Annotated in this window: 12 protein-coding genes; 6 read left to right on the plus strand and 6 right to left on the minus strand. The window is 69.0% G+C overall.

Features of this window, described 5'->3' with window-relative positions:
• The first annotated feature begins 77 nt into the window (after positions 1-77).
• The gene (locus F9C12_RS35780) at positions 78-1,568 is read left to right on the plus strand and encodes a class I adenylate-forming enzyme family protein (protein ID WP_409463389.1); all 1,491 of its coding nucleotides are present in this window, start codon (positions 78-80) and stop codon (positions 1,566-1,568) included.
• Here F9C12_RS35780 and F9C12_RS35785 read toward each other — a convergent pair whose 3' ends face one another.
• Complete coding sequence (locus F9C12_RS35785; protein ID WP_409463390.1) at positions 1,569-2,978, minus strand: PLP-dependent aminotransferase family protein; 1,410 nt, start codon at positions 2,976-2,978, stop codon at positions 1,569-1,571.
• Between F9C12_RS35785 and F9C12_RS35790 the strand changes: the two genes are divergently transcribed.
• A complete protein-coding gene (locus tag F9C12_RS35790; protein WP_409463391.1) occupies positions 2,977-3,897 on the plus strand; it encodes a DMT family transporter in 921 nt (306 codons plus the stop codon). The two genes, F9C12_RS35785 and F9C12_RS35790, sit on opposite strands and share 2 nt — an antisense overlap.
• Here F9C12_RS35790 and F9C12_RS35795 read toward each other — a convergent pair.
• On the minus strand, positions 3,894-4,820 hold the full coding sequence (locus F9C12_RS35795) for an ankyrin repeat domain-containing protein (RefSeq protein ID WP_409463392.1): 927 nt from the start codon (positions 4,818-4,820) through the stop codon (positions 3,894-3,896). The genes F9C12_RS35790 and F9C12_RS35795 overlap by 4 nt on opposite strands.
• Positions 4,821-4,933: 113 nt before the next feature.
• Here F9C12_RS35795 and F9C12_RS35800 point away from each other — a divergent pair, with 113 nt between their 5' ends.
• Together F9C12_RS35800 and F9C12_RS35805 are read left to right on the plus strand one after the other, a co-directional pair.
• Positions 4,934-5,827 carry an NADP-dependent oxidoreductase gene (locus tag F9C12_RS35800; protein ID WP_409463393.1) on the plus strand — a complete coding sequence of 298 codons (894 nt, stop codon included), beginning with the start codon at positions 4,934-4,936 and terminating at the stop codon, positions 5,825-5,827.
• Between the two features lie 115 nt (positions 5,828-5,942).
• Positions 5,943-6,140 (plus strand): hypothetical protein, encoded by a 198-nt coding sequence (locus F9C12_RS35805; RefSeq protein WP_409463394.1) that lies wholly within the window; start codon positions 5,943-5,945, stop codon positions 6,138-6,140.
• Positions 6,141-6,206: 66 nt separating this feature from the next.
• Here the strand turns inward: F9C12_RS35805 and F9C12_RS35810 are convergent, their stop codons facing one another.
• The 3 genes from F9C12_RS35810 to F9C12_RS35820 form a co-directional block, all read right to left on the minus strand.
• The gene (locus F9C12_RS35810; RefSeq protein ID WP_409463395.1) at positions 6,207-6,863 is read right to left on the minus strand and encodes a GDSL-type esterase/lipase family protein; all 657 of its coding nucleotides are present in this window, start codon (positions 6,861-6,863) and stop codon (positions 6,207-6,209) included.
• Entirely contained in the window at positions 6,860-7,615 is a 756-nt protein-coding gene (locus F9C12_RS35815; protein WP_409463396.1) for a nucleotidyltransferase domain-containing protein, read from the minus strand. Before F9C12_RS35815 ends, F9C12_RS35810 begins: the two co-directional genes overlap by 4 nt.
• Positions 7,616-7,806: 191 nt before the next feature.
• On the minus strand, positions 7,807-9,021 hold the full coding sequence (locus tag F9C12_RS35820; protein WP_409463397.1) for an MFS transporter: 1,215 nt from the start codon (positions 9,019-9,021) through the stop codon (positions 7,807-7,809).
• A gap of 46 nt (positions 9,022-9,067) precedes the next feature.
• On the opposite strand from F9C12_RS35820, the gene F9C12_RS35825 reads away from it, so the two are divergent.
• Complete coding sequence (locus tag F9C12_RS35825) at positions 9,068-10,267, plus strand: citrate/2-methylcitrate synthase (RefSeq protein WP_409463398.1); 1,200 nt, start codon at positions 9,068-9,070, stop codon at positions 10,265-10,267.
• A 191-nt stretch (positions 10,268-10,458) separates the two neighbouring features.
• Here the strand turns inward: F9C12_RS35825 and F9C12_RS35830 are convergent, their stop codons facing one another.
• Positions 10,459-11,688 (minus strand): hypothetical protein, encoded by a 1,230-nt coding sequence (locus F9C12_RS35830; protein WP_409463399.1) that lies wholly within the window; start codon positions 11,686-11,688, stop codon positions 10,459-10,461.
• Between the two features lie 471 nt (positions 11,689-12,159).
• On the opposite strand from F9C12_RS35830, the gene F9C12_RS35835 reads away from it, so the two are divergent.
• Positions 12,160-14,097: a tachylectin-related carbohydrate-binding protein gene (locus F9C12_RS35835; RefSeq protein ID WP_409463400.1), complete on the plus strand. Its 1,938-nt coding sequence runs from the start codon at positions 12,160-12,162 to the stop codon at positions 14,095-14,097.
• The last annotated feature ends 95 nt before the right edge of the window (positions 14,098-14,192 follow it).

A 14,192-nucleotide genomic window follows, 5' to 3' on the forward strand; every position in this document is an offset into this window, starting at 1 on the left:
ATCCGCCTGTGGTCGAAAAGGTCGTCGCGGATCAGCTCGGCTTCCTCGCCGTCCACCTGGCCCAGTGAGGACGAGCGATGACGCGTATTCACGACCTGCTCCGCAGCGCTCCGGCGGACGCCGTCGGCTGGACGGCCGGGTCCCGCGACCTCCGGTTCGGCGAAATGGACGCCTGGTCGGACCGGATCGCCGCCGATTTCCTGCGGCGGGGCGTGCGGCGCGGCGATCGGATCGCGGTCAACGGGCGCACGACGCCGGAATGGCTCGCGGTGTATTTCGCCGCGGCGAAGACCGGTGCGGTGGTGGTGGGATTGAGCCCGCGGTACCGGGAAACCGAATTCGCGCACATCTTGAACGACTCCGGCGCACGGCTCGTGGTGACCGAACCTTCGGTAGGGGACGTCGATTTCCTTGCCCTGCTGGGAAACCTCGGGGCGCCGGTGGCGACTTTCGCCGAGCTGGGCGTCGCAGAGCCCGACGAGACGTTGGATGCCGCCGCGGCGGCGGTCGAAGCGGACGACCCGGTGATGATCATCTACACCTCCGGTACCACTGGGCGGCCCAAAGGCGCGACGCTGACCCATCGCGGCCAGCTGGCGTCCGCCGCCGCGGAAGCCGACCATCTCCAGTTGAATCCTGCCGACGTGCTTCCGGTGGCCGTTCCGCTGAACCACGTCAGCGGCATTACTTGCTGCATCCTGTCCGCGTTGGTCGCGCGCAGCCGGACGGTGTTGTTGCCGTCCTTCGACGCCGGTGCCGCCGCTGAGCTGTTCCGGACGGCCGGTCTGACCTTGTGGGTCGGCGTGCCAACCATGCACACGCTGCTGCTGAATCACGAGCGTTTCGCTGGCGTCGACACCGCCGCGATCCGCGTCGTGGTCACCGGCGGGGCGAATGCGGAACCGGCTCTGCTGCAACGGCTTACGGCCGCGTTCCCGAATGCGGTCGTGATGAATCTGTATGGGCTGAGCGAGGTCTCCGGGGCCGTGGTGATGACGCCGTGGGGTGCGAGCACCGAAGCGACCGAACGCTCAATCGGAGTTCCTTTTCCCGATGTGGAAGCGAAAATCGCGACCCCGTCCGGAGAAGCGCTGCCGGTGGGGGAAACTGGCGAATTGCTGCTCCGCACCCCGTCGATCATGGCCGGGTACCACAATCTGCCCGCGGAAACCGCGGCCGCGATCGACGCGGACGGCTGGCTGCACACCGGCGACATGGCCCGCGCGGACGAGCACGGGTACCTGACCTTGCACGGCCGCGCCAAGGATATGTTCGTCCAAGGGGGCTTCAATATCTATCCGGTCGAGGTGGAAAACGTCCTCGCCGCGCATCCCGGGGTGCTGCTGGCCGCCGGGATCGGCGTGCCCGATCCGGTGCTGGGGGAGATCGGCCGGTATTACGTCGTCCCGGCACCGGATTCGGCGGTCACCGAAGCGGAACTGAAACAGTTCTGCGCGGCGAAGGTGGCCGATTACAAGGTTCCGCGCCAGATCGTGCTCCGGGACAGCTTGCCGCTCACCCCGGCCGGCAAGGTGCGAAAAGCCGCCCTGCGCACGGAAAACGGCTGATCAGGCGTTTGCCTCGACCGCGTCCTGGATCACCCGGGCGGCGTCGGCGAACGCGTCCGGATTCGGCCCGGCGTAGTTGAGCCGGAGGTAGCGGCCGGTCGGTTCGGCGGGGAACCATTCGTCGCCAGGGCCGATGATCACCCCGGCGGACTCGCAGTCGCGGACGACGCGCGCCAGGTCGACCGTTCCGGGCAGCCGCGCCCAGAGGTTCAGCCCGCCCTGCGGCACGGATTCCACCCGCGCCGCGGGCGCGTGTTCGCGGAGGCCGGCGAGCAGCAGGTCCCGGCGGGTCTTGAGCTGGTGCCGGACGCGGCGCAGGTGGGTGCGCCACGCGGGCTGGGTCACGACGTCGAGCGCGACCGTCTGCAGGACCGTGCTGACGTACATCGACTCCGCCAGCGTGTCGACGAGAATCCGGTCGCGCGCCGGGCCGCGGGCGATCAGCGCGGCGACGCGGATCGCGGGGGAGACGCTCTTGGTGAGGGAGCGGAGGTAGACCACGTGGCCGTCGTCGTCGCGGCCGGCGAGCGGCTGCGGTTCCGCGGTGATGCCGAAATCGTGCGCGGAATCGTCCTCGATCAGGAACGCGCCGTGCCGGCGGACGGTGTCGAGGACGCGGTCGGCCAGGTCGGGCTGCCACAGCGCACCGGTCGGGCTGGCGAAACTGGGCTGCGCGTAGAAGGCCCGCGCACCGGTCTGCTCGAACGTCCTGGCCAGCACGTCGGGGTCCGGTCCGTTCGGGCCGCTCGGCACCGGCACCACCGCGACGCCCGCTTTCGTCGCGGCGAGGATCGCGCCCCAGTAAGTCGGGGATTCCAGCAGCAGCGGCTGTCCCGGCCCGGCCAGCGCGCGGAAGGCGGTGACCAGGCCGCTCTGGCTGCCCGGGGTGATCACCACGTCGCGCGGGGTCACCGGGGCGATCCCGGCCGGGGTGACCGCGCGCAGTTCCGCGGCGAACCAGGCCTGCAGTTCGGGAACGCCCGCGGTCGGCGGCCGTCCGACCAGTGCGGCGGTTCGCGCCGCCCGGGAGAACGCGCTCCGGACGAGCCGCTCCGGCAGCAGCTCCGGGTCGGGGTAGCCGGAATGAAGCGCTACTGTGTCAGTGGAGGCCGGCTGCAGCGACGCGGGTGGTTTGAGCAGCCCGTGCCCCGGGGTGCCGAGCGCGGCGGTCTGCCAGCCGTAGTCGCCGGACCCGGTGGCCGGCGCGGCGCGGACGAACGTGCCGACTCCCGGCAGGCTTTCCACCAGTCCTTGGGAAGACAGGCTGCGCAGTGCTTTCTGGACAGTCACCGGACTGGCCGAGTACCGAGCGACCAGCTCCCGCGACGACGGCAGCTTCGCCCCGGCAGGCGCGGTGGCGATCCATTCGCGCAGTGTCGAGGCGATGCGGGAGCTGCTATCGTCGGACATGAAACTGAAGGATAGCGCTACTCTCCCGGCAGCACCGGCGCTACCCCGGGCCGGGCTCTGGTGGGGCCTGCTCGGCGTGGTGGCGTTCTCGTTCACCGTGCCGTTCACCCGGATCGCGGTGGAAAACGGCGGCCTCTCGGCGATGTTCATCGGCTCCGCACGCGCGGTGGTCGCCGCGGTGCTCGCGACCGTCGCGCTCGTCGCCACCAAACAACGCTTCCCGTGCGGCACCCAGTGGTTCCGCCTCGCCGTCGTCGCGGGCGGCGTGGTGATCGGGTTCCCCCTGTTGACCTCGTACGCCCTCACCACGGCCTCCGCCAGCCACGGCGCCGTCGTCATCGCGTTACTCCCCGCCGCGACGGCCGTAGTAGCGGTGCTCCGGACGCGCGAACGTCCGCCCGCGACTTTCTGGGCGCTGGCCGCGGTCGGCGCGGTCGCGGCGATCGGCTTCGCTGTCCTGCAAGGCGGTGGCCTCAATGGACTGCAATGGTCGGACGCGCTCTTCTTCGGCGCGGTGCTGGCCGCCGCGGTCGGCTACGCCGAGGGCGGGTTGCTGGCGCGGGAATTGGGCGCGTGGCAGACCGTTTCGTGGGCGCTGGTGGTGGCCTCGCCGTTGATGGTCGCGCTGACCGTCGTGTCGATGGCGAGCCACCCTCCACATGCGACAGTGGGCGAGTGGGCCGCGTTCGGCTACCTGGCCGTGGTGAGCATGTATTTGGCCTTCTTCGCGTGGTACCGGGGATTGGGACTCGGGCCGATGACGCGGGTCAGCCAGGTGCAGTTGGTGCAGCCGGTGCTGAACCTGGCGTGGGCGGCGGTGTTCCTGGGCGAGGCACTGACCTGGCAGACCGTCCTGGGCGGGCTGGCGGTGATCGGCTGCGCGGGAAGTGCGGTGCGGGTGCGGACTTCTCGCGGCTAGGCCCAGTAGTCGCGGTCCGGCAGCCGGATCCAGGCGTCGGGCGGACCGGTGACCGAGCGGTTGTCGACGGGCCGCAGTCCCGCGTAGGCGAAGCAGTAGGCGAGTGCGTGGCCTTGGTACAGGCAGGACAGCAGCACGTCGCCGTCCTCCTCGGGCTCGCCGCCGGGGTGCAAGTCCCAGCCGATGATCTCGCCGTCGCGGATGATGCTGCCCTGATTGCCGCTCTTGGGGTTCGCGTACATGCCGTAGCAAGTCGTGCCCGCGGACAAAGCCTTGGTCACGCCGGGCATTTGCGGCGCGAACCCCCACGGCTGCGCGAGCACGCACCCGCCGGGCACCTCGGTGGCCCAGACGGTGCGGGCGACCAAGGGATCGAACGGGTCGTCGATCATCTCCTCGTAGACGCCGTCGACGACCTCGGCGGCCAGCCTGCGCACCGCTTCCGCGACGTCGATACCCGCGACGCACGCGATGCCCAAACCTTCCACGTACGGAGTGCCGACCGCCGGAATCAGCCGCCGGCTCTCTTCGACAACCGCGATTTCCTCTGTTGTCAACGAAAACCCCGATCCAGGCAGTTCCGGCGTGGGGCTCGCGAGGCTCAGCCGGGCCGGCGGCCAGCCCGACATCATCTCCCGCGAAGGATCCGCTCCCGCGGCGACCAGGACCCGCGCGTTGTCCGGCCGATGCGCGGCCACCGCCCGCCACAGCGCGGTCCGGCCGTACGACAGGGCGTCCACGTCGGCCACCCGCGCCGCCAGTTCGGCGACGACCTCCGCGGAACCGTACTCGGCCGCGGTGTGCAGCGGAGGGTCGTAGAGGAAACCGACGTTCGGGTCGACCCCTTCGTCCAGCCGGGCCCGGACTTCGCCGAGGTCTGTCCAGTTTTGCCAGGCGAAGCCTCTCCACCCCTCGTTCCTCATGCCGCCCAGCATGCCGGACCAGGCGTGCCGATCGGTGCGGAACTCGGAAACCGCCGGAGCAGCCGTAACACTAACCGTTGCAAAATGCTAACCGTTGTTGTTACGTTGGCGGCATGAAAGCAGTGCGCTTCGCCGCCTACGGCGGCCCCGAAGTCCTCGAACTGGCCGAAGTGCCCGAACCCCACGCCGGTCCCGGCCAGATCCGCGTCGCCGTGCGCGCGGCCGGGGTGAACCCGCACGATTGGCGCACCCGCGAGGGGCAGTTCCAGCGGATCCGGCCGATCGAACTGCCCTCCGGCGTCGGCCAGGACGCGTCCGGGGTGGTCGACGAGGTCGGCGAGGGCGTCACCGGCGTCGCAGTGGGCGACCAGGTGCTGGGCCGAGGTTCCCAGACCTACGCCGAATACGCGGTGCTGTCGTCCTGGGCGCGGTTGCCGTCCGGGCTGACCTTCGCCGAGGCGGCCGGGTACCCGTCGGTGGTCGAGACCGCGCTCCGCGTCCTCCGCCTGGTCGGTGTCCACACTGGACAGACGCTGGCGGTGAGCGGCGCCGCGGGCGGGGTGGGATCGGCGGTCCTGCAGGTCGCGCGCGACCGGGGGATCAAGGTGATCGGCACGGCCAGCCCCGCGAACCAGGAGTACGTGCGAAGCCTGGGCGCGATCGCGACCACCTACGGCGAGGGCTGGGTCGACCGGGTGCGCCAGTTCGGCCCGGTCGACGCCGCCCTCGACCTCAACGGCACCGGAGTGCTCCGCGGCTTGCTGGACCTGACCGGGGATCCGGAGAAGGTGATCACCATCGCCGACCTCGAGGCCCCGATGCTCGGCATCCGGTTCGCCGGGGTGGGCGGGAACATGAGGGAAGCCCTGGCCGAGACGGTCGACCTGATCGAACGCGGAAAACTCCGCATCCCGGTCGACAAGTCCTATCCGCTGGCCGAAGCGTCGGCAGCACACGCGGACAGCCAGGCCGGACACACCCGCGGGCGCCGGGTTCTGCTGGTCTGACTTGTCAAGAGCCGGGGCTCCGCTCGCGCTCGTTCCGCTGCGCGGGGGCGAGAGAATTGGGAGAGGCGCTGTCGCGGGCGGTCGCGCCGATGGTGGCGCATGACGCGCTCCGGTGGTGGTCGGTGATTTCAACGGTGACGGTCGTGCCGACCTCGCGCTGACGCCGGGTCCGAACACTCCGTGGTGGTACACCTTGCCGGTGGCGTTCTCGAAGGGAGACGGCACTTTCACCGTCTCCAACAGCGCCGCGAACGACTTCGCGGGCTGGGCCCGTAACCCAGGGGCCCGGGTGGTGGCCAGCATGGGGGTCTGACCCACCGCCGTCGCTGGCGGCCCGTCTCGGCGCCGCCAGCGGCACCGCGTCGCACGCTCGACGCCCTCAACCAGTCACTCGCCGCACTTCATCCGCGATCACCCTGGCGAACCTTCCGTGCGAGGGCACGCTGAAGTGCGTCCCGTCGGCTCCCGTTTCCGCCACGGTGGCAGCGTCGACGAACGTCGCTCCGTGCGCCGCCGCGAGTTCCGCTAGCGGCTCGGCCAATTGCTTCGCCTTCGCCGCCGATGTCGTGTCGTAGGAGGCACCGTTGACGTCCGCGAAGTCCGGCGCGGCGACGTCGATGTGCGCCGGTGACACCAGCACCACCTTCGGCGGCTGCCCGGCCTCCGTCCTGCCGTATTCGGCGATGTCCTCCAGCAGCCGACCGATCGCGGCGACCACTTCCGCCGCGGTGCGCCCGAATTGAATCTTCAGGTCGTTGGTCCCGAGCATCAGCACGACGACCTCGATCGGGTTGTGGCTCAGCAATGCGGGCAGCAGGTAGGCGCGCCCATTGCGGCCTGGCCGGTTCATGGATTCCGGATAGTCCAGATCGGTGGTGCGGCCGCCGAGCCCTTCCTCGATCACGTGGTATCCGCCGCCGAGAAGTGCCGCCAACTGCCCGGTCCACCGCACCTCGGCGGGCCACCGTCCCTTGTCGACTTCCTCGGAACGCTGACCGTAGGTGTTGGAATCGCCGTAGCAGAGCACGCTGATCATGCAATTGCGCAACGCTTCTGCGGCACCGTTATTCCCCAGGTTTCGCTTCGGCGAACACCGCCGCGCTCACGTATTCGGGCACTCGCCGGAGATCCGTGGGCCCCGAGATGAGTTTCCAGCACGGTGACCAGTCCGAGTTGCAGCCGCAGCGCCTCTTTCGGTGCCGCCCGGAGGATGGCCCGGATCCGCGACGAGACGTCCGCGGGAACGGTGAGATCGCCCAGGTGCCGCTGGGGGGTGCCCAGATCGAGGGAAGGGTTGGGCAGGTCGTTGACGGCCCAGGCCGTGCGGAGCAGGTCTTCGGCCATCACGGCAGCCGCCCAGCCGATCTCGATCGGGTCGTCCCGGCGGAGCACGTCCAGCATCTTGGGGCGGACGTGGTGCCAGAGCGAGGCATAGTGGGCCTTGATCGACGCTGGAACCCGGTAGCGCGCATGGATTTCGGCGACGCTGGCGACAAGGCGGGCGATTACGCCTTCGGGGTCGTAAACGATGACGCCGTCAAGGAACGCATACCCCCAAGACTCGTCGCCGACGCGGTCAGGAGCGAAGCGTTTCCGCCACTGATTCGCGGTGTACGCGAGAAAATCAACGGGCACCGGGCGGCCCCGCGAACGCCACGAGGCAACGTGGTCCGGCGCGACGGTCACCACCAGCACGTCAAGATCGGAATCGACCCGCGCGGTGCCGCGGGTCACCGAACCGCCGAGCACCACTCCGCGCACACCGGGATCGGCCCCGAGCTCGACCACGATGTCCTCCAGGACGCGGCGGTGCAGGGGAGTGGGGAACCGAATGCTCGTCACGACTCTCCTCTGCCGCAAGGAAAACCCGTCGCACAAGAATATGAGGGGAACGCCGGCCGCCGCGCCGAGTTTATCCGGAAAGCTCGCCAGGCGGAGGTTCGCTGGCACCGACGAGCGCAAGGTTGAGCGCCGCACGATCAGCAGCGGCTCTGGAGGGTGGGCACGAGGGCGATGGTGGCAACAGTGAGCACCGCCGCTGTGCCGAGCAGAAGCGGGCTGCTGACGGTGTTCTGGAACGTGGTCGCGAGGAGGCTCCCGAGCGGGGTGGCTCCGTAGGTCAAGGCTCGGAAGACCCCCAGAACTTGGGCTCGTTGACCAGGGCTGGTGGCGCGTTGGCGCAGATTCATCGCCTGGACGGCCCACATCGCGCCGAACGCGCTTCCGGCGACCATCACGGGTGCGATAAGCCAGGGGGACCGCAACAAGGGGCTGAGAAATAGCAATGCCCAGCCGACTCGAGTGAGTCGCATGGTGACGACGACTCCGAATAGCCGTTCGGCCCTGCCGGTGAGATAGGCCCCCGCTCCCGCTCCGGCGCCGACGAGGCCGGTGAGCACTCCATAGGTCGTCGGGGTGAAGCCGAGGCCGGTGGCGGAGTTGGCGTAAACGGCGAAGACGGTCAGATAGATGCCGTTCGCGATGCTCGTGACACAGCTGATGGCGATGGCCGCTTTGAGGATCCGGCTTCGACCAATGACACGCAGGCCGCTCCGGAGGTCGACCTTGCCCCGGCCGCCGCGTCGGTGGGGCCACGGTTGTCGCACCGCGGCGATGCACAACGTCGATATCCCGCAGAGCAGGCCGGATAGCAGCGGTGCTGCCGATGGCCAGAGCGCGTAGGTCAGGCCGGCGATCGGGGGTCCGAGGAACTGGTAGAAGACCCGAGTCGACACCGAAAGCGCGCCGTTCGCGTCCGAGAGCCGCTCGCCGTCGACGACTTCGGGGACAAGTGCTTCCGCCGCGCCGTCGACGAAGGTTTGGAGCACTCCCGCGACGAAGACCGCTACGACGAGAACAACAGCGGAAATGTGTCCAGCGGCGCTGATGACGCCGACTGCGACCATCGTCCCGGCGCGCGCGAGATTGGCGAACTGGATCACGCGGTGCCCGGCCATGGGGTCCACGACGATTCCCGCGGGGATGGCCGCGACCAGCCACGGAATGGTCGCCAGGGTGAGCAGGAGCCCGACGAGCGCGGGGCTTCTCAAACTGTGGATGGCGAGAAGCGTCGCGCCGACGAGGAAAATGCCGTTGCCGGTGTCGGAGAGCGCGGTCGAGCACCACAAGCCAAGGAAACGTGGCCCGAGCCCGCCGTTGCCCGCCAGTCTCGCGCCCGTGCTCGAATTGGCCATGCACCGACTCTGACCTGCGCAAATCAATGTTGTCAACGTTGATTGAGTGCACTATGGTCCGGAGGTGGACGGCGAATGGATGACCGCGACCGAGGCCGCGGATCGACTGGGCGTCACCGTGCGCACCCTCTACGCCTACGCGAGCCGCGGCGTCCTGACCGCACGGCCCGTGCGCGCCGGTGGCGGTCGTCGTTCTCAGTACGAGCGAGCACAGGTCGAGGCGCTCGCTACCCGCACGGCGAAACGAGAACGAGCCGGGCAGGTCGAGATCCGCGTCGAAACCGCTGTCACCGACCTCCGGCCGTCGGGTGCGCTGGCGTTTCGCGGTTACGCGATCGAGGACCTGCTGGACCGGAGTTTCGAGGACGTCGCGGAGCTGCTCTGGACCGGGGATCTGCCGTCCGGCCCGATTTCCTGGCCGAGCACGAATCGGCGGGAGATCGGCCGCGTGCTCGCCGCGCTGCCGAAGACCGCGGGGGTGCTCGACCGGATGAGCGCGGCGGTAGCGGTCCTGGGCATGCTGGACCCGGCCCGGCAAACCTTCGGGCCGGACGCAGCCGCCGACGTCGGCAGGCGACTCATCCCGGCGATGGCCTCAGCTGTCGCCGCGCACCGAACCCCGCGGCCAGGATCCGTCGCCGACACCATCGCCGGTGCTGACCCGCTGCGCTCGGCGCCGGTCGATCTGGCCCTGTGCCTGCTGGCCGATCACGAACTGGCGGCGTCGACCTTCGCGTCCCGGATCGCCGCCTCCGCTGGCGCGGATCCCTATGCCGTCGTGGACGTCGGAGTTCAAACCCTGCGAGCGACCGAGCACGGCGGGACGGCCCGCGAGGTCCACCGAATGCTGCAACGGGCTGAAGAAGCCGGAGCGTCCACTGTGGAATCCGACGCGCGACGCACGGGGGCGCTCCCGGGCTTCGGCCACCCGGTCTACACCGATTTCGATCCCCGAACCCCGTACCTGCTGGCCGCCCTCGAGCGGGTCCACGCGGACAGCGCTCGCCTGGCCTTGGTGTGGTCGGTACAGGAGTCGGCGATGCGATGCGGCCTGCCCAAACCCAATGTCGACTTCGCGCTCGGCGCCATGAGCTGGCTCTGCCGCTGGCCCGAGGACGTTTCGATGGGATTGGTGGCCGTGGCCAGGACAGCGGGCTGGCTCGCTCACGCGGCCGAGGCCTACGAACGACCGTCGCGGATACGGCCTCGCGCCGTCTACATCGGACCGCGACGCCGTGATCGCTGACTCGATGTGTGGGGCAGATCCTAGAACGCTTTTCGGGTAGGAGCCGGATGTGTCCAATGTGGATGCATCCGAGTGCGGGACAGCTCTGGTTCGGCTGAGGTGGCGCACTCGGTGCCGCCAGCGGTGCGACCCAACCGGGCACCGCGAACCGGCGCGCCGTCGGAGGTGTCGTCGCGTGCTCGGTAACGCCACTAAGCGCGTTCGGCGTGGACAGGTTCGCGGGCCGGACGGCCTCGCGGTAGCCAGGGCTGCGAATAAAGCAGCGCGGCGAAGAGGATGAGGCCGCCGATTTCGACCATGAACTTCACGTTGTCGGGCACGAGTCGCAGGTTGAGTGCGATGTAGACGAAGACCAGAAGGCCGGCGAGAAAGCGTCGGATGTCGCTGCGCTGGTTGTCGAGGGTGATTGCGACTACACCGATGACCAGGGGTGCCAGCATCACGAATACCCGCTGAGTGTCGGTGGCGACCATCCGCCCGGCGAGGCAGCAGAGCGTCAGGTAGATGCTGGACACGAGCAAGGGGTTGAGCGGGCCGCGTTGGCGGTACAGGCGGTAGAGCCCGTAGGCGAAGATGATCCAGAAGAAGTGGAATGTGTCGAAGAGTGCGGCGTGTTCGCTGCGTTTGTTGGATGACAGCGCGAAGACGATGTTCGAGGCGAGGCTGTGGTTGCCTTGGCCGCTGCCGAAGCTGTAGCTGCCGCCGATGAAGTTCTGTGCCCACAGGCGGAAACCGGCATACACCAGCGCCGCGGCTGCCGTTGCGAGCACGCCGAACCACACTTGGCGATCACGCAGTGACCGCGACCGTGTCCAGGCCAAGAGCGGGTACAGCGGGGCGAGCAGCAGGGTGGTCTCTTTGTTGATGGTGCCGACGATGATGACGAGGGTGAACAGCAGCAGTTTGCGCTTGAACAGCAGCCACAAGGCGATGAGGTAGAGCAGGTTGTTCAGCGGGTCGACGAGGAATGGGTTGCTGAACGCGTAGGGGCCGTACCAGAAGGTGCAGGAGAGGGCGATGGCGGCGAGCGCTGAGGTGAAGAGTTGCAGGTTGAGGTGCCGCCAGCAGAATTCGAAGAACACCAGGGTGCATGCGAGCGTGACGGCGGCGGTGAACCCGAGCCAGAGCACGTCGAGCGGGAGTCCGGTTACCTTGCCTGCCAGATGCACGAGCCACGGGCTGAGCATCCTGAGCGCGAAGGGGTTGTCGACTTGCGCCCCGGTGTGTTCGGACATGGCGTAGTAGCTGAGCGCGTCGCCCCAGGCTTTCTCGTGTGCGCGCGCGTCGAGCGGGGCGTAGGAGATGAAGTTGATCAGCGCCGCGGTTGCCAGCGTCAGGTACACCGCCGCCCGCCGGACGACCGTGCTTCGCTCAGCGGTCTTGCGCGAGACGGGAGTGGACGGCTCGATCCCTGTGGTCACCTGCGTGAGCGTAACCAAGGGTGGCCGCTGTCGATGAGGGACTCATCGGCAAGCCCGCTCGGCTCGGTGTCGTGGTCATATCCTGCGGTGCTCAGCGGGTACGAGGCGGTCTGGCGGTAGTTCTGCGCGTCGTCTCACTCGTCGGTGTGGTGGTGCGAGATGTCCCGCGCTGTCGGGCCGGGATCGGTCGCGGCGCCGACCGTGGCCGGCGTCGTGCCCCCCGACATTCGTTGTAGGCCGGACGGATTATTTGGCAAAGACGAAGTAACGGCCGGGTCAGGAGATCGATTCGTAGATCGAACAGCTCACGGGACAGTGGGCTCGTCGCCGCGTGGCATGGGAGGTGCCACGGCAAGCAGGCTGCTCGGTCTCTGCTGACCAGCCCTTCTCTGAACCTTGACCTGCTCCTCGCCGTCTTTCGGCGAGGCGATCCGTGCTGGCTGCTGTCGTTTTGACGCCGAGGGGAACCCGATGCCTCAACCACCGTTCGTCCGGAGATCCGCAGCCGTCTGCTGCGCCTTCACCGTCGCCTTCGCCAGCACTGTGAGCGCGGTCGGCACGAACGTCGCCGCCGCGGCCGACACGATCACCTGCCGAGCCAGCGCGGGCGTTTTCTACACCCTCCCGGACACCCGTCTCGACCTCGACCGGCACAACGAGCCGGAGACCGGTGCCGTGTCCTGGACGGGCCGGACGACGATCGGGAACGCCTGGAACGGCAAGACTCTCGCCGGCCCTGACGGCCGGATGTACCTCGTCGGTTCCGACGGCACAGTACGCCGTTACCGCCGTCTGGCGACGGGCTGGGAGAACGGCGGAGTCAGCCAGACGATCGCGACCGGCTGGTACGGGGTAACCCTTCCTTCCCAGCGGAACCGGACCACGGTCGATGCCACGGGCGACTTCTATTGGACGCACGACGACATCCTCGCGTGGCTGCGCTACGACGAGACCGCGAAGACCTGGACTGAGCGGCGGATCGACACCGGCTGGACGCAGGCCAAGTACGACCTGATCGTCGGTGCGGGCGCAGGCGTGTTCTACGCCCGCACCCCCGGCGGTGATCTCTACCGCTTCCAGTACGACCCGTCGAGCCAGCGGTGGCTCGAGTACGCCCGGCTAGTGGGCAACGGCGGCTGGCAGAACTACAGCCAGATCGCGTCCGCGGGCGGTGACGTGCTCTACGCGCTGGACAAGTCCACCGGGCAGATCAGGTGGTACCGCTATCTCGGCGGTGGCAACTGGACGGGCCGGAACGTCATCGGCACGGTCGGCGCGGACTACCAGCTGAGCGTCACGACCGACGACTGCAAGCTGGTCGACCCAGGGCTGCCCTCTCGCCCGGTGGTCCCGGTTGCCGGCGACGCGGCGAGCGCAGTCGTCGAAGGTGTCGGCGGCAAGCTCCAGCACTTCTACGTCGACGGCTTCGGCCGTCTGATCCATGGGAGACAGCGGTCCACGGACCTCACTGTCGTCGACTTCGCCGTGGTACCCGGCTATCAGCAGTACACCGGTACCCCGAGCGCGCTGCGCGCCAGCGACGACAGTCTGCTGGTGACGGCTCTCGGCCAGGACAGCGAGACTCGCCGCAGCACACAGGCCGCTGCCACCACGACCTGGTCCGCTGCCACCGGGTTCGGCGGCTGGACCCCCGGCGCCGCCGTCCTCGTCCAGCGCTCCGGCGTCGGCACGGCATTCGCGGTCGACGGCGCGGGCGTCCTGTGGGCCCGCCCGCAGGACCCTGCCAGCAAGCAGTTCCTGCCGTGGCGGCCTCTGCCCTCGTCCGGCCTGACCTCGGACCTGACCGCGGTAGTCCAAACGGACGGAATCGACATCGTCGCCCGGACCACGAACGGTTCCTTCACCAAGACGACCTACCTCGACGGCGCCCTGAGCGCGTGGAGCGCAGTACCGGGAACTGGGTGGACCGGCAAGCTCGCCGCCACGGCGAACCCCGACCAGAACCTCGAAGCCTTCGCCGTCCAGCCGGACGGTGCGGTCGTCACCCAGCGTGAACAGGCGGCGGGCTTCACCGGCGTCTGGAAGCCGATTCCCGGAGTCGCCGCGCAGGGGTCCCCGGCCGCCGCGGTCGACGGCGGCGGCGTGGTCCACGTGGCCGTCCGCGCCACCGACGGCTTCGTTTACGTCAGCCAGCAGAACGCGCCCGGCAGCACCGGCTACCAGGCATGGCAGAAGCTGGTCGACTCCCGGACCGGGGCGGCGTACCAGACTGCGACGGACCCGACGTTCACCGGGCTTTCGGCCGGCGGCGTGGCGGTGACCTACCGGGACAGCGACGGCGTTACTTACGCCTTCGGTTCGGGTGCCACGGCCGCTTCCACGACGGCGCGCAGCACGTCCCCGGGGACGGCGTTCACCGGCGGTCCGCTGCCGAAGCCGTCTCTCTGACCCATTTTGCCCGGCAGACGGGCGGGCCTCGACGTCGTCGGGGGCCGCCCGGCTGTCTCCCAGCCGTGCTGTGGTTCGACCGAAGAGGGCGGGAT

It is taken from the genome of Amycolatopsis sp. GA6-003 (assembly GCF_046267895.1).
Classification (GTDB): Bacteria; Actinomycetota; Actinomycetes; order Mycobacteriales; family Pseudonocardiaceae; genus Amycolatopsis.

Coding starts and splice junctions, on each gene's coding strand:
- F9C12_RS35795 (WP_409463392.1), bottom strand. CDS start 4,820: ATGAGGAACGAGGGGTGGAGAGGCTTCGCCTGGCAAAACTGGACAGAC.
- F9C12_RS35785 (WP_409463390.1), bottom strand. CDS start 2,978: ATGTCCGACGATAGCAGCTCCCGCATCGCCTCGACACTGCGCGAATGG.
- F9C12_RS35800 (WP_409463393.1), top strand. CDS start 4,934: ATGAAAGCAGTGCGCTTCGCCGCCTACGGCGGCCCCGAAGTCCTCGAA.
- F9C12_RS35780 (WP_409463389.1), top strand. CDS start 78: ATGACGCGTATTCACGACCTGCTCCGCAGCGCTCCGGCGGACGCCGTC.
- F9C12_RS35835 (WP_409463400.1), top strand. CDS start 12,160: ATGCCTCAACCACCGTTCGTCCGGAGATCCGCAGCCGTCTGCTGCGCC.
- F9C12_RS35790 (WP_409463391.1), top strand. CDS start 2,977: ATGAAACTGAAGGATAGCGCTACTCTCCCGGCAGCACCGGCGCTACCC.
- F9C12_RS35810 (WP_409463395.1), bottom strand. CDS start 6,863: ATGATCAGCGTGCTCTGCTACGGCGATTCCAACACCTACGGTCAGCGT.
- F9C12_RS35820 (WP_409463397.1), bottom strand. CDS start 9,021: ATGGCCAATTCGAGCACGGGCGCGAGACTGGCGGGCAACGGCGGGCTC.